The 18677-nt window shown below is 68.8% G+C and carries 14 protein-coding genes; 9 read left to right on the top strand and 5 right to left on the bottom strand.

Features of this window, described 5'->3' with window-relative positions; all coding sequences use genetic code 11:
• Positions 1 to 111: 111 nt before the first annotated feature.
• Positions 112 to 762: a DUF305 domain-containing protein gene (locus ACH34S_RS08000; RefSeq protein ID WP_395951798.1), complete on the top strand. Its 651-nt coding sequence runs from the start codon at positions 112 to 114 to the stop codon at positions 760 to 762.
• On the opposite strand, the gene ACH34S_RS07995 is transcribed toward ACH34S_RS08000, so the two are convergent.
• Positions 759 to 3587: an AfsR/SARP family transcriptional regulator gene (locus ACH34S_RS07995; protein WP_395951797.1), complete on the bottom strand. Its 2829-nt coding sequence runs from the start codon at positions 3585 to 3587 to the stop codon at positions 759 to 761. The genes ACH34S_RS08000 and ACH34S_RS07995 overlap by 4 nt on opposite strands.
• 275 nt (positions 3588 to 3862) lie before the next feature.
• Here ACH34S_RS07995 and ACH34S_RS07990 point away from each other — a divergent pair, with 275 nt between their 5' ends.
• The 4 genes from ACH34S_RS07990 (at position 3863) to ACH34S_RS07975 (ending at position 6313) form a co-directional block, all read left to right on the top strand.
• Positions 3863 to 4399 carry a hypothetical protein gene (locus ACH34S_RS07990; protein ID WP_395951796.1) on the top strand — a complete coding sequence of 179 codons (537 nt, stop codon included), beginning with the start codon at positions 3863 to 3865 and terminating at the stop codon, positions 4397 to 4399.
• 98 nt (positions 4400 to 4497) lie between these two features.
• Positions 4498 to 4785: an ArsR/SmtB family transcription factor gene (locus ACH34S_RS07985; RefSeq protein WP_395952418.1), complete on the top strand. Its 288-nt coding sequence runs from the start codon at positions 4498 to 4500 to the stop codon at positions 4783 to 4785.
• Between the two features lie 50 nt (positions 4786 to 4835).
• A complete protein-coding gene (arsB, locus tag ACH34S_RS07980; protein ID WP_395952417.1) occupies positions 4836 to 5903 on the top strand; it encodes an ACR3 family arsenite efflux transporter in 1068 nt (355 codons plus the stop codon).
• Positions 5900 to 6313 carry an arsenate reductase ArsC gene (locus tag ACH34S_RS07975; protein WP_395951795.1) on the top strand — a complete coding sequence of 138 codons (414 nt, stop codon included), beginning with the start codon at positions 5900 to 5902 and terminating at the stop codon, positions 6311 to 6313. Before arsB ends, ACH34S_RS07975 begins: the two co-directional genes overlap by 4 nt.
• Here ACH34S_RS07975 and ACH34S_RS07970 read toward each other — a convergent pair.
• Together ACH34S_RS07970 and ACH34S_RS07965 are read right to left on the bottom strand one after the other, a co-directional pair.
• Positions 6310 to 7152 (bottom strand): hypothetical protein, encoded by an 843-nt coding sequence (locus ACH34S_RS07970; protein ID WP_395951794.1) that lies wholly within the window; start codon positions 7150 to 7152, stop codon positions 6310 to 6312. The genes ACH34S_RS07975 and ACH34S_RS07970 overlap by 4 nt on opposite strands.
• A 29-nt stretch (positions 7153 to 7181) precedes the next feature.
• Complete coding sequence (locus ACH34S_RS07965) at positions 7182 to 7847, bottom strand: TetR/AcrR family transcriptional regulator (protein ID WP_395951793.1); 666 nt, start codon at positions 7845 to 7847, stop codon at positions 7182 to 7184.
• Positions 7848 to 8018: 171 nt separating this feature from the next.
• Between ACH34S_RS07965 and ACH34S_RS07960 the strand changes: the two genes are divergently transcribed.
• Genes ACH34S_RS07960 through ACH34S_RS07945 form a run of 4 tightly spaced genes read left to right on the top strand, consistent with a single transcriptional unit; the run spans position 8019 to position 12670 of the window.
• Positions 8019 to 9653 carry a bifunctional 3-(3-hydroxy-phenyl)propionate/3-hydroxycinnamic acid hydroxylase gene (locus ACH34S_RS07960; protein ID WP_395951792.1) on the top strand — a complete coding sequence of 545 codons (1635 nt, stop codon included), beginning with the start codon at positions 8019 to 8021 and terminating at the stop codon, positions 9651 to 9653.
• A complete protein-coding gene (locus ACH34S_RS07955; RefSeq protein ID WP_395951791.1) occupies positions 9650 to 10573 on the top strand; it encodes a VOC family protein in 924 nt (307 codons plus the stop codon). Before ACH34S_RS07960 ends, ACH34S_RS07955 begins: the two co-directional genes overlap by 4 nt.
• Positions 10573 to 11418 (top strand): alpha/beta fold hydrolase, encoded by an 846-nt coding sequence (locus tag ACH34S_RS07950; protein ID WP_395951790.1) that lies wholly within the window; start codon positions 10573 to 10575, stop codon positions 11416 to 11418. Before ACH34S_RS07955 ends, ACH34S_RS07950 begins: the two co-directional genes overlap by 1 nt.
• Before the next feature lie 19 nt (positions 11419 to 11437).
• Positions 11438 to 12670 carry a barstar family protein gene (locus ACH34S_RS07945; protein WP_395951789.1) on the top strand — a complete coding sequence of 411 codons (1233 nt, stop codon included), beginning with the start codon at positions 11438 to 11440 and terminating at the stop codon, positions 12668 to 12670.
• Between the two features lie 35 nt (positions 12671 to 12705).
• On the opposite strand, the gene ACH34S_RS07940 is transcribed toward ACH34S_RS07945, so the two are convergent.
• Complete coding sequence (locus ACH34S_RS07940) at positions 12706 to 13311, bottom strand: hypothetical protein (RefSeq protein ID WP_395951788.1); 606 nt, start codon at positions 13309 to 13311, stop codon at positions 12706 to 12708.
• A 301-nt stretch (positions 13312 to 13612) separates the two neighbouring features.
• A complete protein-coding gene (locus ACH34S_RS07935) occupies positions 13613 to 18439 on the bottom strand; it encodes a caspase family protein (RefSeq protein ID WP_395951787.1) in 4827 nt (1608 codons plus the stop codon).
• Positions 18440 to 18677 lie beyond the last annotated feature (238 nt).

The following is an 18677-nucleotide window of genomic DNA, read 5'->3' as shown; positions in this document are numbered from 1 at the left end:
CAATGTATAGGTCTGGACGTGTCTGTACACGACTTGATACCGAAGGTCCTTTTGTTTAATCCTGTTCGGCGGATACCGTCTGGACCACGCCGGACGCACGCGGGAGGTTCGATGAGGCACCGGATCGCGGTGGCGGGCGCGGCGGTCGCGCTGGCCGCCAGTGTCCTGACGGGATGCGGCGGTGGTGACGGCGACGGCGAGCCCGAGGCGGCCCCATCGCGGACGGTGGTGGTCCCGGGACGTCCGGGCGAACCCAACAAGACGCAGGTCGCAGGCCCGCGGACGGCGGCTCCGCCCACCGCGGCCGAGGTGCGGTTCGTGCAGATGATGATCCCGCACCACGCCCAGGCGCTGGAGATGTCGAAGCTGGCCCCGGGCCGGGCGTCCGACAAGCGGGTGCGGTCGCTGGCCTCCCGTATCGACACGGCGCAGAAGGTCGAGATCTCGGCGATGCGGTCGTGGCTGGAACAGAACGCCGAGGCCGTCCTGAAGGCGTCCGGCAGTGGCCACGGCGGGCACGCGGGGATGCCGGGGATGGCGACGCCCGATCAGGTCAAGCAGCTCCGGGACGCGGACGGCGCGGCGTTCGACAAGCTCTATCTGACGTTGATGATCACTCATCACCAGGGTGCGCTGACCATGGTGAAGGACGTCCTGGACAAGGGGACCGACGTCACCGTTCAGGAGATGGCGCGCGACGTCCAGTCCACGCAGATGGCCGAGATCGGCCGCATGCAGAGCCTGCTCTCGGACCGTGGCTAGCGCTCGGTGACCGTCAGGCGGGCGCGGACCTTCGCCGCCTGCGGGGCGCCCAGCTGCTCGAAGATGCCGAGCGCCTGGCCCCACAGCCGGTGCGCGGCCGCGCAGTCGCCGGTGTCGTTCTTGATCTTGCCGAGATTGAACAGGGCCAGGCCCTCGCCCAGGCGGTTGCCGATCGCGCGGGCGACGGTCAGGGCGCGCAGCGAGTGGTCTTCGGCCTCGTCGAGGCGGCCGAGGTCGCGGTAGGTCTGGCCGAGCGCCCACAGGGCCCGGCTCCTTCCCCAGTGGTCGTCGACGTGGTCGAAGAGGGCCAGCGCCTGCCGGGAGTACTCGATGGCGTCGTCGGGACGGCGGACCTTCGCGCAGATGTCGCCGAGCTGGTAGAGGACCCACGCCTTCCCCCACTGATCGCCGATGGCGCGGAAGATGACCAGCGCGCGCAGGCAGTCGTCCATCGCCTCCTCGAACTGCCGCAGGTCGGCGTGCGCCACGCTGCGCAGGGTCCGGGCGGACGCCTCGACCCAGGGTTCGCCGATCTCCCGGCCGATCGCGACGGCCGCCTCGAACCGCTCGAACGCCGTGTCGTGCCGCTGCAGGTCGCGGTACGCGTTGGCGATGCTGGTCAGCAGGTGCGCCTCGGCGAACCGATCGTTGTTGCGGCGGGCGGCGCCGAGGCCGAGCTCGTGCGTGGTGACCCAGTCGGTCCACCGGGTGCGGAGGCTGAAATAGCTCCAGAGCGTGAACGGGAGCTTCCACGCGACGTCGTACAGGCCGGTTCGCGCGGCGTGGCGCGTCGCGGCCACCAGATTGAGCCGCTCGTTCTCGCACCACCGCAGCGCGGCGGCGGGGGAGGCCGGCGCGGCGGGGCGGCAGTCCGCGGCGTCGAGCGGGACGCGGCGGCGGCCCGGCATCAGGATCCGGTCGGTGGCGTCGGCGGAGTGCAGGTACCAGTCGAGGACGCGGCGTACGGCCGAGTTCCGCTCCGCCGCCGGTTCGTCGGCGTGCGCGCGGTCGCGGGCGTAGACGCGGAGCAGGTCGTGCAGCCGATACCTTTCGTGCGCCGTCTCCTGGAGGAGGTGGACGTTGGTCAGCGTGTCCAGCTGCCCGCGTGCACACTGCCTTTCCTGGCCGGTGAGCGCGGCGACCGCGTCGAGGCTGATGTCGGGGCCGGGATGCAGGCCCAGGAGCCGGAAGGTGCGGGCGGCGTCCGGTGGCAGCGCGTGGTAGGACCAGGAGAACGCCGCGCGCACGGCCGTGGTCTCGTCGTCGGGCGCCGCGAGGAGGTCGAGGCGGTCGTGCTCGTCCTCCAGTTCCTTGGTCAGATCGGCCAGCGTGAGGTGCGGGCGCGTCGCGGCGCGCTCCGCGGCCAGGCGCAGCGCGAGCGGCAGGCCCGCGCACAGCCGCGCCAGCTCCTCGGCCGCTTCGGGTTCGGCGTCGACCCTGCCCGCCCCCATCACCTCGCGCAGCAGTGACAGTGACTCGTCCCGCGACAGGACGTCGACGGGAACGCGATGCGCGCCCGAGCGGACCACGAGCCCGGACAGGCAGCTGCGGCTGGTGACGACCGCCAGGCAGCCGCCCGTGCCCGGCAGCAGCCACCTGAGCTGCGCGGACGACGCGGCGTTGTCCAGGATGATCAGCATGCGCCGCCGATCGAGCTGGGACCGGTACATCGCGGCGCGCTCCTCCAGCGTCGGCGGGATCGCCGCGGGCGGGACCTGGAGGGCGCGCAGGAACCCGTCGAGAACCTCGTCGGGGCGCGCCGGCGGGCCGATCCGGCTGTAGCCGCGCAGGTCGGCGAAGAGGGTTCCGTCCGGGAACTCGTCGCGTATCCGGTACGCCCAGTGCACCGCCAGCGTCGTCTTGCCCACACCCGCCATGCCCGACATCGACGCGATCACCACGGTGCCCGGACGGGTGCCGGGCTCCGGCAGCAGGCCGGCCAGGCGGGCGAGTTCGGCGGTGCGGCCGCTGAAGCCGGACACGTCAGGCGGCAGCTGCTGGGGAACCGGTCCGCCGGGGCCGGGCCCGGGCCCGGACCCGGGCCCCGCGCCGTCCGCCGGGCGGACCGTGCGGAGCGGGCGGAGCGGGCGGAGCGGGTCGGCCGGAGCGGCGAGGTCCAGCGACGGGTCGTTGGCGAGGATCGCCGCCTCAAGCCGCCGCAGCGCGGCACCGGGTTCGATGCCCAGTTCCTCGGTGAGCGTGCGGCGCGTGTCCCGGTAGACCTGCAGCGCCTCGGCCTGGCGGCCCGAACGGTACAGGGCGAGCATGAGCTGCGCCCGGAACCGTTCCCTCAGCGGATGTTCTGCGGCCAGCACCCGGAGTTCGGAGACCAGTTCGGTGTGCCGGCCCAGATCCAGGGCGGCGGAGATCCGGTCTTCGACGGTCCCCAGGCGCAGCTCGTCCAGCCGGACGGCCTCGTCGCGCAGGGCCCGGCATTCGCAGAGCCCCTCGTAGGCGGCGCCGCGCCACAGTTCGAGCGCCTCGCTCAGCATCGAGTGCGCGGTGGAGACGTCGCCGCTCTCGGTGGCCTCGCGTCCGCGTCCGACGAGGTCGGTGAAGCGCTGGGCGTCGAGTTCCCCTGGCCGGACGGTGAGGGCGTAGCCGGAGGCGAGCCTGGCGATCCGTTCCGGGGCCCCCAGTGTCCTGCGCAGGGTGTGCACGTACATCCGCAGGTTCGCCGCCGCCGACCGGGGCGGCCGGTCATCCCACAGGGCGTCGGCGAGGAGGTCGTCGGATACCGCCTTATTGGCGTTGCGGAGCAGAACGGCCAGCACGACCTGCAATTTCAACGGGGTCGGCTCAAGGGCGCGTTGGTCTTCCGTCACCGACAGTGGTCCCAGAATTCCGAACCGCATAGAGATCCCCCATCTCTTACGCGGGACCATAGCACGCGACCTGACCGGGTTATCGGTGGTCGTGATGAAAACTGACACCCGGTCTTGACATCGCAATCGGGTGCAGCGCCCGGTTCGGTGATCAGGGTGGTGCCCGCGTCACCGGCGGCTCTGTTTGTGATCTACGACGAATGTACAGCGGCTATACATCCCATTCCTAGCGTGCCGCACGTACTGGCCATTCATCCGGGGACAAAGGAGATCTCATGCGGAACAAGGTCATGCGTGTGGCGGTCCGCACGGCCGCCGCCGGCGCGGTCGTCGCACTGGCGGGGACGGCGGCTCCAACCGCCCTCGCCCAGGACTCGGAGCCGTCCGCGAATAGCCGGACCTGCGTGCTCAAGCGCGGCGGCGGCGCCGATTGCAGCGATGCCGCCCAGCGTCTCGCCGCCGGCCCGTGGGCGATCAAGATTCACCAGCACCCGTACTACGAGGGCGAGGAGCACACCTTCGTGCTACCCGCCGGAGTGGACAAGTGCTCGGGAGCCTTCGACAACGAATATTCGGTCGACATCGAGCACAACTCTTTCTGGGACAACCGGATCAGCTCCGTGCAGAGCAACGACGCGACCAACTGCAACATCAAGATGTACGACGGGCACAACCTCACGGCGAACAAGAAGGGCAGCACGGGCTTCGCCGACTACTGCCGCCGGATCAGCCGGCCGTCGACCTGCCTCTACCACACCGATCCGAAGAACAAGCCGTTCGACAACGTCACGAGCTCGTTCGTCATCTCCTGAGGCGCACCCTGATGATCGCCTGCCGCGCGGGGGACGGCAGGCGATCAGCCCTCGCCATGACATATCATCACCGGGTGACGTCAGTTGAGACTGATACGTTGAAGGTGCTGGCTGATCCGCTTCGCGCCCGCATCGTGACCCTGCTCGCCGGTGAGGCGCTGTGCACCTGTCACCTGGTGGAGGAGACCGGCGCCAAGCAGACCAACATCTCCAACCACCTGCGCGCACTGCGTGAGGCGGGGCTGGTGGAGACCGAGCCGTGCGGCCGGTTCACCTATTACCGGCTCCGTCCGGACGCGTTGGACGCTCTGGCCGCGTTCCTCGGCGAACTCGCCGACGCGGCGCGCGCCGCACGTGCCGGCGACCGGAAGAGGCCCTGCACGTGACCGCCACCGAAGCGGCCACCGGCGCGAGTGCCGGGGCGGACGCGTCCGGGCTGATCGGCAGGCTTTCCACGCTCGACCGGTTGCTGCCCGTGTGGATCATCGCCGCGATGGCCGCCGGGCTCGGGCTCGGTCGCGCGGTGTCCGGGCTGGACGGCGCCCTCGCCAAGGTCGAGATCGGCGGGATCTCGCTGCCGATCGGGCTCGGGCTGCTGGTCATGATGTATCCGGTGCTGGCGAAGGTCCGCTACGACCGGCTCGGCACCGTCACCGGCGACCGGCCTTTGATGATCGCCTCGCTGGTGCTGAACTGGGTGGCTGGTCCGGCGGTGATGTTCGCGCTGGCCTGGATCTTCCTGCCCGACCTGCCGGAGTACCGCACCGGCCTGATCATCGTGGGGCTGGCGCGCTGCATCGCGATGGTCATCATCTGGAACGACCTCGCGTGCGGCGACCGCGAGGCCGCCGCCGTTCTGGTCGCGCTGAACTCCGTCTTCCAGGTCGTCGCGTTCGGTGCGCTCAGCTGGTTCTATCTCAAGGTCCTGCCCGGCTGGCTCGGCCTGGCGGCGGACGACGGCCTGCACTTCTCCACCGGCGAGATCGTGATGAACGTGCTGGTGTTCCTCGGCGTCCCGCTGCTGGCCGGATATCTCACGCGCCGCACAGGGGAGAGGGTTCGCGGGCGCGACTGGTACGAGTCCCGGTTTCTGCCCCGCATCGGCCCGGCCGCGCTCTACGGGCTGCTGTTCACCATCGTCATCCTGTTCGCGTTGCAGGGCGACACGATCACCGGGCGGCCCGCCGACGTGGCGCGCATCGCCGTCCCGCTGCTGTTCTACTTCGCGCTGATGTGGGGCGGGGCGTTCGCGCTCGGCCGCGCCCTTCGCCTGCCCTATCCCCGAACCGCGACCCTGGCGTTCACGGCCGCCGGCAACAACTTCGAGCTCGCGATCGCCGTCGCCATCGGCACCTTCGGGGTCACGTCCGGCCAGGCGCTGTCCGGCGTGGTCGGGCCGCTGATCGAGGTCCCGGTCCTGGTCGCGCTGGTCTACGTCTCGCTGTGGCTGCGCCGCCGCATGTCCGAGAGCCGCCCCACGTCTGAACTCGGAGGAAACCCATGACCGCCGGCAAGCCCAGTGTTCTGTTCGTCTGCGTCCACAATGCGGGGCGTTCGCAGATGGCCGCCGCCTATCTGACCCACCTCGCGGGGGACGCGGTCGAGGTCCGCTCCGCCGGGTCGGCGCCCGCCGATCAGGTCAACTCCGCCGTCGTCCAGGCGATGGCCGAAGAGGGCATCGACATCTCCGCCGAAATCCCCAAGGTCCTTACCACCGACGCGGTCCGGTCGTCCGATGTCGTGATCACGATGGGGTGCGGCGACGCCTGTCCCGTCTTCCCCGGCAAGCGCTACCTGGACTGGCGGCTCGATGACCCCGCCGGGCAGGGGGTGGACGCCGTCCGTCCCATCCGGGATGAGATCCGTGGACGTGTCGAGGCTCTTGTCGCCGAGCTCGTGCCTGGGTCTTCCTAAGCGGTCGGGCGCGGCATGCCTATCGGGTTGGGGAAAGGCATGTCGCCGCGATCCGTCACGGTGCGGGTGAGCGGGGCCAGCAACCGGTAGAGGCCTTCCGCGTCGTCCAGTGCTTCGTAGGGCGGGGTGGCCAGGGCGTCCGTCCGGCGCTCGAGTTCGGCTCGCAGGGCCCGGGCTTTGCCGGTCGCGCCGTCTTCATTCAGGAGCCCTCGGGCGGTCAGGGCGGCGGTCGCCTCGTCCCAGTCCTCCTGCGTCCAGCCGCGGCTCTGGAACACCATCGCCACCGGGACGTTGCCCATGACCGAGGCCAGGACGTTGGACTCCAGCCCGTTCAGGCCCTCCGCCGCCAGGAGGGCGACATGCCCGTCGCCGCGGTGCTCCCGCAGCGTGGTCGCCAGCTGCCAGAGCGCCGCCACGGGATCGTCCGGCAGGGGCAGCTCGCGGTTGGCGGCGAACAGGACCCGTCCGGCGCCGTCCGCGGCCTCGATGGCCGGGCGCAGCCGGGGCACCGCCTCGGCCGCCACGTCGTCGATCTCCGGTGCCACCCGGCGGAGCGCCTTCGCCGCCGTCGCGGCGCGCATGCGGAGGATGCTCTCGGGGGAGGCGAAGGTCCAGGCGTCCGGCACCGCCCGCCGCACCCGGGCCGGATGGAAACCGTAGAAGGACGCCTCGATCACAGCGGCGGGGACGGGCCCGAGCGGAGCGCCCCGGCTGCCGAAGTACCCCATCCAGTAGCCCTTGAGGCCGACGTCCTTGTTCCCGTCGATGCACTCAGGCGAAAAGTAGGTCACGTTGTGGAGGGGTTCGAGGACCATCCAGAAATCACGCGCGATGGACACGATGATCCAATTCCCCCTTCCGGGTGCGATCAACCGGCCGGACGGGCGTGGGCGCCGGCGCGGAGCCTGGCTATCCGGGTCTCGCCGAGCGCGGCGATGGCCTCGGCGAGCAGCGTCATCTGGTCGGCCAGGCCGCGGTCGGGTTCGGCCTGCAGCGCGACGAAGGCGCCGTCGAATCCGGCGATGGCGAAGTAGTCCAGCTCGTCGGCGACGGCCTGCGCGATCTCCGCGCCCTCGGGGGCGAAGGACGCCGCGATCATCGTGTTCATGTGCGCTCGGCCGTCCCGGCGCACCTGCTCGATCATCGCGTCGACCTCGGCTTCGGCGGCCTCGGCGCTCATGACGAGGAGGAGGTGCAGGCGCAGGAAGTCCGGACGTGCCAGGAAGACCTCGCCGGTGCGCTGGAGGTACCAGGTGAGCCGCTCGCGGGGGGTGGACGCGTCCGGCCCGCCCGCCTGTGCCGCGCGCATCGCCGCGAAGAAGTCGTAGGCGCCGCGTGCCATGACCGCCGTGAGCAGCCCGGCCTTCGACTGGAAGTGGTGGTAGACCGCGCTCTTGGGCAGGCCGCTCTCCCGGCTCAGCACCGACAGCGAGGTGGCGGCGTAGCCGCGCTCCGCCATGATCCGGGACGCGGCGTCCAGGATCTCCTCCCGGGACCGGTGGCCACGACGGTTCCCGCTCTTCTCGGCCTCCACGGGTTGAAGCATAGATGTCCTCGTCTTTACACCGGTCACCACGCCTGTCACCTGCGGTTCTGCACTGTGGAATTTCCTGGACCCGCTCCGGAGGGTCATGTGAGGGTGGTCACGATCGTACCGACCGATCGGTACAATACTGCGAGATCGGATCGTTCTTCCGGAGCGCACATGACCCAGCATTTCGACGCCGACGTCGCGATCGTCGGCTACGGCCCCACCGGCGTGACGGCCGCCCTCACGCTCGCGAAGCACGGCGTGTCGGCCCTCGCGTTCGAGCGGGACGCCGACATCTATCCCCGCGCCCGCGCCGTCACCGTCAACGACTGGACGATGCGGATCTTCCAGAGCCTCGGCATCGACGAGCGGATCACCAAGGTGATCGAGCCGCAGCGGGCGCTGCGCTGGGTGACCTACGACGGCGCCGAGATCATGCGGGTCGAGCATCCGCCGTCGGCGCTGGGCCCCACGCCCCGCTTCTACAACATCTACCAACCGGTCATGGAGGCCGAGCTCCGCGCGTGCGCGGCGGAGTGCGGCGAGCTGATCGGCGTCCGCTACGGCGTCGAGGTGACCGGGCTGGAGCAGGACGCCGGCGGTGTCACGGTCACGACGGCGGACATCGCGACGGGGGAGACGCGGACGGCGCGCGTCCGGTACGTGATCGGCGCCGACGGCGGCGGCAGCGCCACCCGGGCCATGATCGGCAGCCGGCTGCTCGGCGACACGCTCGACGTGCAGTGGATCGTCATCGACTGCCGCGTCAAGCGCTGGTGGCCCGACCGCGACCTGCTCACGTTCTGGTCCGACAGGCAGCGTCCGGTGGTCGACATCGCGCTGTCCGCCGGGAACCACCGCTGGGAGATCCCGCTCAAGCCGAACGAGACCGAGGTCGACTTCGCGACCGAGGACGCCGTCTGGCCGCTGCTCGACGCCATGGGCGTCACCACCGACGACGTCTCGATCCACCAGTGGGCGTTCTACCGCCACCACACCCGGATGGCCGACACCTGGCGCGCGGGGCGGGTCTTCCTCGCCGGGGACGCCGCCCACCTCATGCCGCCGTGGGCCGGAGCCGGGATGCAGACCGGGATGCGGGACGTCCACAACCTGGGCTGGAAGCTCGCCCGCGTCCTCAAGGGCGAACTGGACGAGAGCTGGCTCGACACCTACGAGGCCGAGCGCCGCCCCAACGCCGCGTTCTACACCGGGCTCGCCGTCCAGCTCGGCCGGGTCATCAAGCAGGAGGCGACCCCGGCGGAGATCGAGGAGATGAACCGGGTCCCGGAGGGCACGGTCACCCCGTTCGAGCCGCCGCTGACCGCGCCGCCCGTCCTGGACGCGGGCTGGATCCGCGGCCCGATCGGGGACGCGAGCATCGTCGGACGCATGGTCCCGCAGCCCATCACCGGCGACACCGCCGGGCGGATGGCGCGGCTCGACGACCTGCTCGGCGACGGTTTCGTCCTGCTCGGCGCCGACGTCGACCCGTCCACCCTGCTCACGCCCGCCGAGAAGGCGCAGTGGGACGGGCTCGGCGCCCGCTACGTCGCGATCCGGCCCAAGTCGGCCTACACGCAGGGGCTGGACGAGCTGGTCGACCTCGACGAGGTCCTGCTTCCGTGGCTGGCGCGGTACGGGGTTCGTGCCATCGCGGTGCGTCCTGACCGGTTCATCGCGGCCGCCGACGTCTCCGGCCTCGCCACCCCCGACCTGCCCGCCCCCGCCGCTGCCGCTGCCGCCGCTGGTGCGGTGCCCGCGCCCAGCCTGCCCGCCAATCCGCCCGTTGAGAGGAGTGCCCGATGACTGGAGTCAAGGAACTGGCGTACGTCGTGTACGAGGTGAGCAGCCTCAGCGACTGGGAGCACTTCGGTGTCGACCTGATGGGCATGCAGCTCACCGGCAAGACCGCCGACGGCTTCGCACTCCGGACGGACGAGAAGGCCTACCGCTGGCTCGTCCGGCAGGGACCCGCCGACGACCTGGCGGCCAGCGGCTACGAGGTGGACAGCGACGCGGCGCTGGACGAGATCGCCGGGCGGCTGGCCTCCGCCGGTGTCGAGGTCACCGAGGGGGATGCCGCGCTCGCCGCGTCCCGCAGGGTCGACCGCATCCTCGTGACCGCCGACCCGATGGGCAACCGCCTCGAGCTCGTCACCGGCTTCGCCGACGCCGACGGCCCGTTCCGCTCGGACGTCCTTCTGGGCGAGTTCGTCACCGGCTCCGGAGGGGCGGGGCACCAGGTGCTGCTCTCCAAGGGCGTCGCGCGCGAGACCTACCTGGAGTTCTACGAGAAGCTGCTCGGCTTCCGGATCTCCGACATCATCGTCGAGGAGGTCGCGCCGGGCGTCGTCGCCGACCTGATCTTCCTGCGCTGCAACCCGCGCCACCACTCCGTCGCGTTCGGCGACATGCCGCACCCGAAGCGGACCCACCACTTCATGATCGAGGTCACCGACGTCCGCGACGTCGGCACGGCCTACGACCGCTGCATGGACGCCGGGCAGCCGTTCGAGATGACGCTGGGCATGCACCCCAACGACCACATGTTCAGCTTCTACGTCCAGACGCCGTCGGGCTTCAGCGTCGAGTACGGCTGGGGCGGCCTGCTCGTGGACGACGACACGTGGGAGGTCAAGACGCTGGACCGCCTGCACAGCTGGGGCCACCGCCCGCCGGAGGTCGTCGCCGGGCTGCTCGCCCAGGCGGGAAAGGCGGAGGACTGATGGGGCTGACCCAGGCCGACGCGGCGCGCACCGTCCAGACCAAGGACTGGACGCTCCGCTACTACGAGGCGGGCGAGGGGCACCCGGTCGTGCTGCTGCACGGCAGCGGACCGGGCGCGACGGGCTGGAGCAACTTCGCCGGCAACATCGAGGCGCTCGCCGAACACTTCCACGTGTACGCGGTGGACATGCCCGGCTGGGGCGACTCCGACGCCACGACCGTCGACCGCCTCGATCACGTCGAGGCCGCGATCCAGTTCCTGGACGCCGCCGGCATCGAGAAGGCCGCGTTCGTCGGCAACTCGATGGGCGGGCAGACCTCGATGCGGCTCGCCACCGAGCACCCGGACCGGATCACGCATCTGGTCACCATGGGCCCGCCGGTCGGGCGGCTGCCGTCCCTGTTCGCGGCGGGCGACGGCCCGTCCGAGGGCCTGAAGGTGCTCATCGAGGCGTACCGGGACCCGAGCCCCGAGAACATGCGCCGCCTCGTCGAGATCATGTGCTTCGACAAGGCCCGATTCGCCACGCCGGAGCTGTGCAAGGCCCGGTCGGACGCGGCGCTCGCCCGCCCGGAACACCTGCGCAACTACGTCGACGGGCTGCCGAAGGGCGCGCCGCTCCCGATCTGGGTCAAGCCCGAACTCCTTCCGAAGATCCAGGTTCCGACGCTGCTGATCCACGGCCGCGACGACCGGGTCGTCCCGTTCGAGAGCTCGCTGTACCTGCTCGCCACCATCCCCGACAGCCGCCTGGTGCTCCTCAACCGCTGCGGCCACTGGGCGATGATCGAGCACGCCGGCGAGTTCAACCGCCTGGTCACGGACTTCGTCCGCAACAACTGATCGCCGCTACGGTCGAGGGGTGACGACCGATCACGAGCCCCTCGACCGGCGCCGGTGGACGTGGGATCACCCGTCCCCGCCACGCTGGTTGCTCATCGGACACACGGGCGTCCCCCAGTTCCCCGACGACGATCCCCTGGCGCTGTGCGCCGACATCGACGGCTTCTTCGTCGATCTGCCGCCCCGCCCGCGGGAGCGCTTCACCCTTCTCGGCTGCGTCCCCGAAGGCGCGCTCGCCGCAGCCGGGTCTGGACAGCCGCACCTGGGCAACCTCTGGCTCTCGGCGATGCCGGACGATCCGGCGACGCGGCGCGGCTGGTTCGGCGAGCAGTTGCTGGACGTGACCGTCCTGGGCCGGCGACCATCGGCATCCTCGCCGGGGCGCGTCGACATCGACCTTGAGGGCCTGGTCGACGTCAACGACCGCTCGGACGGCGTCGCACGCCCCGATGACGTCACCGGCTTCGTCCTGACCGACCTGGCCGACACGCCATGCGGGACCTGCACCGACATCACCGGCGTCTTCCGGGAGCCCGCCGCGCCGCCGGTGCCGTACGTCACCCTGCTCGGCTGCCGTCCCGAGCCGCCGCTGCTGACCGCGATCGCCGCGATCCCCCAGACGACGAAGGCGGGCCTCCGCCGCCGCTGGGTGGCGGGGGAGGTCAACGCCGTCGCCGCCGACGGTTCGGCGGCGGGCCTGATCGGCCGCAGCCTGACCGGGACGCTCGTGTCGAGCGTCCCGTCCGCGCTCGGCTCCGGGCTCCTGGACGTCACCATCGCCAGCGAAACAGGCGAACCGCACCCGGAGGGCACGCGCGGCATCCTCGACCTGTGGCGCACCGGCCGCCCCACAGAGCGCAACCTGTGGGCTGGCTATGACCGGACGCTGCGCCACGAATGGTCCGGCGTGGCACTGGCGCGCCATCGTTCGGACGCCCCGGACCGGCCACCAGCGACGACGTTCCACCTCGACGGCCGCTTCGTCACCGACATCGAGGGCTTCTACTGCGCCATCGGTGAGGCGGTCAACGGCCCGGGCGGCTACTTCGGCTGGAACCTCGACGCCCTCCACGACTGCCTGAACGGCGGATGGGGCGCGGATTCACCGTTCCGGCTGGTCTGGCACGACTCGGCGGTCGCGCGGCGGCATCTCGTAGCCGGCTATGACCGGCACCGGAAGGCGCCGGCGGTCGCGTTCGACGTCCTCCTGGAGTTGCTCGCCGAACACGAGATCGACGTCGAACCGCGCTGACGCCGTCCCCCGCGGTTGCGTTTCCAATATTTCGTCTATTTCGTCCCGCAGCGAGATGTCGACGTCATCGTGACGACGGTGGTCAGCGGTACCAGTTCGGTCCGTTTGGATCGGCTGTTCTTGATGACGAGCTGCCGCTGGTCGGCCCCAATGAGTTCGCCGCAGAGTCGCCCACGGTCGTGCTCCACCTGCACGAGCGAGGAGGTGGGCTTTTCGGCAGGGCCCAGCCATGTCAGCCCCACGGCCAGTGCGATGGCGCAAACACCCCCGAGAGTAAGCCGTGTCGCCGCGCGGATGGCCGTGGCTATGTGCGCGACTTCCGCGGCGGTCCAGGCCTTGAGCGCCTCGCCGCTCAAGATGATCTTCTCGCCCGGTGGACCCGCTACGGCGCGGACCACGAGCATGGTCGCCCAGACGAGCATCGCCAGGGCGGCACCGAGCAGGAGCGCGATCAGCCAGCGGAACGGCGGTGTGAGTTCGGCGAAGCTGTCTCGCCCTTTCACGATCAGTACGGTGCCGAGCAGGGCGGTGAGAGCCGTCAAACCGGTGCGCCAACTCTCGGCCTGCTTGCGTGCCGCGTCGAGCTGCTGGAACTGCATCTCGTAGGCCATCAAGGCCCACCGCTTGAGGTCGAGACTCATGTCAATGGGACGGTCCAGAATCGGCCGCAGCCCGCGTCGTGCGCTTCCGGGGGACGGTTCTCATGGACATACCCGCACATGCAGATCATCGTGACCTCGGTGGGTTGAGGGAGGACGCGGCGACGCCCTTTTCCTTTGTGGCCCGTGACCATGCCTGGCGGGAAGGGCGTCATTGTATGGCCACCGCAGGCTGGGCAGATACCTTGCATGACGAATCCCCGGTCGTCCGGGAAGGGAGTCTGCGTGAAGGCTGCCTGCGCGCTGACGAATACTTCGACGTACTCGATCGACTGATGGTTCTCTATTTGGTCGTCGGGCATTCTTCACCCCTGGGGACGTCGGTTATCGAGAACAGCGGCGCGTACAGCTTCAGCCGATCGGCCAGCCAGCTCGTGCTTTCCCCGGTCTCGGCGGCGACCATTTTGAGATGAGCGGAGTCCACCTCGCCCGACAGAGCGGGGGCGTAACCGTCGCAATGAACGGTGAGCAGCAGTAGGTCCTGCCAGAGGACCGGCCCGTCGGGTGGTTCCACGTCTGGATAATCCAGTGTCAGCCCAAGTGGTGCGAACGCCTTCATTCGCCGGTGCGCTTCGGCTGGTGTCAAGCCGATACGGCCGGCGGCGCGCACCAGCTCCAGAGCGCTCACAGACGATCTGTACAATCGGTCCGGGCTTTCCCAGTATGCGCGATTACCGCTGTCATCGAAATAGGTGAGAATCTCATAGTCGTATTCATCGATTTCGATCTTGTTGAGTGAGTCCAGGCTATCTTGACTCAACTCCGGCAATGGGGCTCCCAGTGCCCGGTAGGGTTCAAGTTTAGCCAGGAAGTCACCAAGCTTCAAGTTGTTCTCAAATGCACCAGAGACGGCCCCAGCGGCCGTGTCAAGCCACTTTATATCTTTTCGGTTCCAGAGCGAATTTCCCATGAATACCTTGGCGATCTGATAGTGTGGATCCTGTTTCAGGCATTCTTTGGGTAGTTGTGGAAGGTGGGCCTCTGGATAGATTTCCGCAAAGCTTTTCAGGGCTTCGCCCACTGGGCGGGAAGCGTCGTACGAGAGCCAAAATATTTCGGCACCGATAATCGGTTCCGTAGGCGTGAAGTAAGGTGCGAGGCGCCGTGCTGCAACGGCTTTCTTGCTGCCTGCGGTGAACCGATTATATATCGCTGAAACGATCTCTATATGCGGTGACGACTTGTAGGCCCCTTCTCGGCTGAAAAGAATGTCAATGGCGAGCTCGCTCTCGATGAAATCGATCTCCGCCGGACCGATCTCGATGTCGGTGAGTCCATCCAGCGAAGGCAGCGCGAGGAGGCCGAGCCGCTCCAGCCGGGACAGATTCCGATGGGTCTCGACGAGGCCGGAACCGGTGCGACCCGCGACCGTCATCAGCGCCGCCATGTGCAGCGTTTCGCCCGGACGGCGCACTCGCCCGAGCGCCTCTGTCTCGATCTTGGTCAGGTCGGCGGGATAGGATTCTCGCGCGGCCACCTGCACGCCTAGCGGAGCGAGCCGGTCGCAGTTGATCAAAATCTCATCCACCGAGCGGCCCAGGGCGACGGTGGCAGCGATGACGTGCGCCGGGCTGATTTCAGCCTCGACCCAGGGCGGTCGGCCATTCAGTTCTGCTGAGACGAGGGTGGCCTCCGTGTTGGTGCACGTGTGGTTGACGAGAGCCCCAAGGTCCAGTTCGGGAAGTTTCCATCCGGGCGGCATCAATCTGCCGGCTCGGTCCAGGACTTCGCCGATGCTCCGGTCCAGCATGGCGGAGGTCTTCACGACCCAGCCGGCCACCGACCGCCGGGGCGGTCGTTCTTCCGGAGACCAGGCCGCGAAGACCCGGTAAAGGCCGGTGTCGGATTCATCGCACGTGGCCTCGACTGGTGGGATCTCGCGCAGCCTGGCCAATCCGACGCCGGTGACGGCGTACCTGCGCAGTCGTCTCAGCCGGTCCGCTCCCTTCTGCTCGGGATGTTCAATGGCTTTGAGGAGGTCATCAATGCCCAATGCTCCATTTCTGTAGTAGTCCAGCATTTCGATCAATTCCGCGTCCAGGGGGCCGACTTGGGGAAAGCCTTCGTTGGTGGCCGAAAAGGGAGCGCTTCGGGCGTTCAACAGGGCGCCTGTCGCGGCTCTCCAGAGGCCACCACGCCATGAGGTGAACCAGCTCGCATAGCCATAAAAATAATGGTTCATCTTGAACAGTTCACGATCGAGAGGAAAGCAACCCACGGCACTGAGCGCGACCTTGCGGTTCTGGCCCCATATCCCGCCCAAACTGATCGAATGATCGTGCTCGACCGCATAGTCGAAGATCAGCTGTCCTATTTCGGGCTTGGATTCGGCAACTTTCCAGAGCCAGGGCAGGGTGAAGCCCTTCCAGTCCATCAGGGTCGGCAGCGCCGCCGAGATCTGTTCGGTGACCCATGGCCGGTTCCATTCGCGAAGCTTTTTGCGGTCCACGGTGAACTGCGGTCGGCGCTCACCGCGCAGGTTGACGATGAGTCCGTAGATCTCTTCGTTGGTGCGGATTCCGTCCGCGGCCAGGCCGCCTTCGCCCGAGACCCACCACAGGTCGTCGCCGTGCTGCTCCGACTCCGCGACCTCGTCGTGGTAGCGCAGCCTGCCCGGTTCCCAGACCACCGCCCCCGAACCTTCTTCCGTCACCTCGACATGGTGTTCGGAGATCCACAGCAACTGCCGCATGGTGCGGAGAACGGAGATGCTCTCCTCGCCTTCCGTCAGGTAGAGCCTGACCCGCGTCCCACCATCGGGGAGATCATTGGTGCGTGTGATCTGGAAGAGGCTGCCGCTGTTGGCGATGTGCACCTCCCAGCCGTGGGGCGCGACGCCGCCGCCGCGCGGGGCGTGCCGGGTGACCACCGTGATCTCGTCGGCCAGCATGAAGTAGCTGAAGACCCCCACGCCGAACTGGCTGTTGGGGATGTACTGCAGTTCGAGCACTTGCCAGTCGGCCTGCTCGTCACGGAACTCCAGCTGGTACAGAAGCCGCTCGCCCGCGTTCGCGAAGACCTTCCTCAGGATGTCCTCGTCCATGCCGGCGCCGTTGTCCTCGCACTCGATGTACTGCCGGTCGCCTTCCTTGCCCTGGCGGAAGAGGATCTCTCCCGTCCACGATCCCGGGCGCTTGCCGCGCAGCTTGAGCGCTTCGATCCGCACCTGCCTGAGGCGGCAGGCGTCCAGCGCGTTCTGGTAGAGCTCGCGGATCGCCAGCGCCGGGTCGTCATACAGCTGCCGGCCCATCAGCAGTTCGCGAATCTTGTCCTCGGACAGCTGGAACCGGGAGAGCGGGACGGAGTAGGCGTCCTCGTTGGCCGACGTCCGGACCGGGCGGAGCGCCCCGTCGGTGACCCGTCGCGGGAACCGCTCGGCCAGCCACGGCTCCAGTTCGAGGCCGCCGACCTTCGCGCAGATCAGGTTCGCGTTCTGCACCACATTCGCGAAGACGTCGTGGAGGGCCGGGTGGTCGCAGGTGAGCTGGAGGTCGAGCCGTTCGGCGGCCAAGGTCCATACCGCGTCGCGTCCGGCGGCGTTCTGCACGTCCTGCGGTGGCAGCTCCATGCGCGTGCCGACCAGGTCGGCGAGCACGGATCGGGTCCGGCGGACGTCGGCGGCCAGCGTCCCGGCCAGCCACAGCACGGCGCCCATCCCACGCCACCGTTTGCTGACGTAAGCGTCGTTCAGCTTTTTATGGAGTTGCGAGTCGACGGGCTCGCCCCCGACCGCGCGCACCAGTGCCTCAGCCAGCAGGGCCAGCTCTCTGGCACCGGCCGCCCCGGGGGCATCGGCGATCAGCGAGGCGCCCAGCGCATAGGCCTCTGTCGCCGCCGGTGTCCGCCACACCGATCGCCGGGTGCCGAGCCATTGGTGCATCAGCCAGGTGACCAGCAGGTCCCGCTCGCGCTTGCGTCCCCGCTTCTCGAAGCCCTCGATCCTGCGGACGATGTGCTGGTGCATCTCATGGATGCCTTCCAGATCGGTCCGGGGGCCTGGCCTATACGTCCTTTCCAGGTTCTCGGGATGGGTACCGGCGGCTTCCCTGATGCCCTCGGACAGAACGGCCTCGCGCAGGAACGGAGCCGTCGCCAGCATGGCCGCCTCGGCCGGTTTCAGTTCCGCCTCGTCACCGAGGAGGGTCTCGACACAGGCCAGCACCCGACTCGGATAGTTTTGGTCCGTCCAGAGGTCGGCCAGCCCGGTATGGCGTAGCAGAGTATCCTTGGCGTTTCCATACCGCTGCGCGCAGGCGTCGATGATGTCTCGCGCGCAGTCCAGAGCCGCTTTCGCTTTGGCCCGGTCGCGGCAGAGGTCCCAGAGGCGGCTGCCGACAACCGACTTCTGCCAGGCGGCGGCGAGTTCATCGCCATCGCAGACGACCTGGTCTCCGGCGGACACGAGCATTAGCCGATGGCCGACGGCGGGCTGCTGGTCCGGCTGGCTCACCCACCGGGCCTGGTGGGCCATGCGGCGCTTGACCTCGTCGAACACCTCGGAAAGCGTGCGCGCGGTGTGGCGGTGGTCGAGGACCTCGGCGAGTGCCTGGGTGAAGGTGCTGCCGCTCTCGTTGTAGTTGCAGACCTGTCCGGCTGCGCAGCCGGTGATCAGGACGAAATGGCCATCCGACGGGAACGCAGGAAGGGTCTGGCCGAATCCCCCGAACGGGATCCCGTCGTCTCGCTGCACCGGCTCGCGGCAGGCGTCGACGAAGTAGACCACCAGCTTGGCCGGGCAGTCGGTGAGATCGACGGGCATCACCGGAACGAGGCTGTCCACGTCGAGGGGACCTTGCTCACCGTGCCGGGTGGCGTCGCTGGGCACCAGGTAGTCGCGTCCATCGATCGACACTCCGTGCCCGGTGAAGTAGAGCAGCAGAACGCCCTCTTCCGGTGCGTTGTCGCAGGCGTCCTTGATGATCTTTTTCAGTAGATTTCTGGTGGTGCGCTGGCCACCGTCTAGCCCCCAGGTCTCCACGGTGTACTCCGACTGGCGAAGCGCCTCCTCCATACGATGAACGTCCGCGGTCACGGCGGCCGTGATGTCGTCGAGGCCGGAATACCGGCCCCACGGTACGCCGATGAGGTGCGCCTGCCGCGTGACTGCCACCGGTCCTCCATGCTTCGGCCCGCAGTGTCGAACTTGACGTTTCCACACCTTAGGGGCGGGGTGTCGCGCATCTCCTCCGGTGCGTCCGATTGTTGCCAATTCTCGGCGGGGCGCCCGCTCGGGGCCGGGCGTGCCAGGTTGTTATGGCAAAGATCGGGCGTGCGGCGCGTTCCTGCGTAACCGGCTCGCGTCGTCTTGGGGCAAACGGCACGGCCCGGCAAATAGACCGTCACCTTGC

It is taken from the genome of Actinomadura sp. 3N508 (assembly GCF_044326375.1).
In the GTDB taxonomy this organism is placed as follows: domain Bacteria; phylum Actinomycetota; class Actinomycetes; order Streptosporangiales; family Streptosporangiaceae; genus Spirillospora.
The sequence above is the reverse complement of the archived record's forward strand: the minus strand, read 5'-3'. Positions and strand labels throughout refer to the sequence as shown.

What these genes read in the sequence shown, in the direction of transcription:
- ACH34S_RS07940 (WP_395951788.1), bottom strand. Translation starts at nt 13,311, where the DNA reads ATGAGTCTCGACCTCAAGCGGTGGGCCTTGATGGCCTACGAGATGCAG.
- ACH34S_RS07955 (WP_395951791.1), top strand. Translation starts at nt 9,650, where the DNA reads ATGACTGGAGTCAAGGAACTGGCGTACGTCGTGTACGAGGTGAGCAGC.
- ACH34S_RS07950 (WP_395951790.1), top strand. Translation starts at nt 10,573, where the DNA reads ATGGGGCTGACCCAGGCCGACGCGGCGCGCACCGTCCAGACCAAGGAC.
- ACH34S_RS08000 (WP_395951798.1), top strand. Translation starts at nt 112, where the DNA reads ATGAGGCACCGGATCGCGGTGGCGGGCGCGGCGGTCGCGCTGGCCGCC.
- ACH34S_RS07960 (WP_395951792.1), top strand. Translation starts at nt 8,019, where the DNA reads ATGACCCAGCATTTCGACGCCGACGTCGCGATCGTCGGCTACGGCCCC.
- ACH34S_RS07990 (WP_395951796.1), top strand. Translation starts at nt 3,863, where the DNA reads ATGCGGAACAAGGTCATGCGTGTGGCGGTCCGCACGGCCGCCGCCGGC.
- ACH34S_RS07975 (WP_395951795.1), top strand. Translation starts at nt 5,900, where the DNA reads ATGACCGCCGGCAAGCCCAGTGTTCTGTTCGTCTGCGTCCACAATGCG.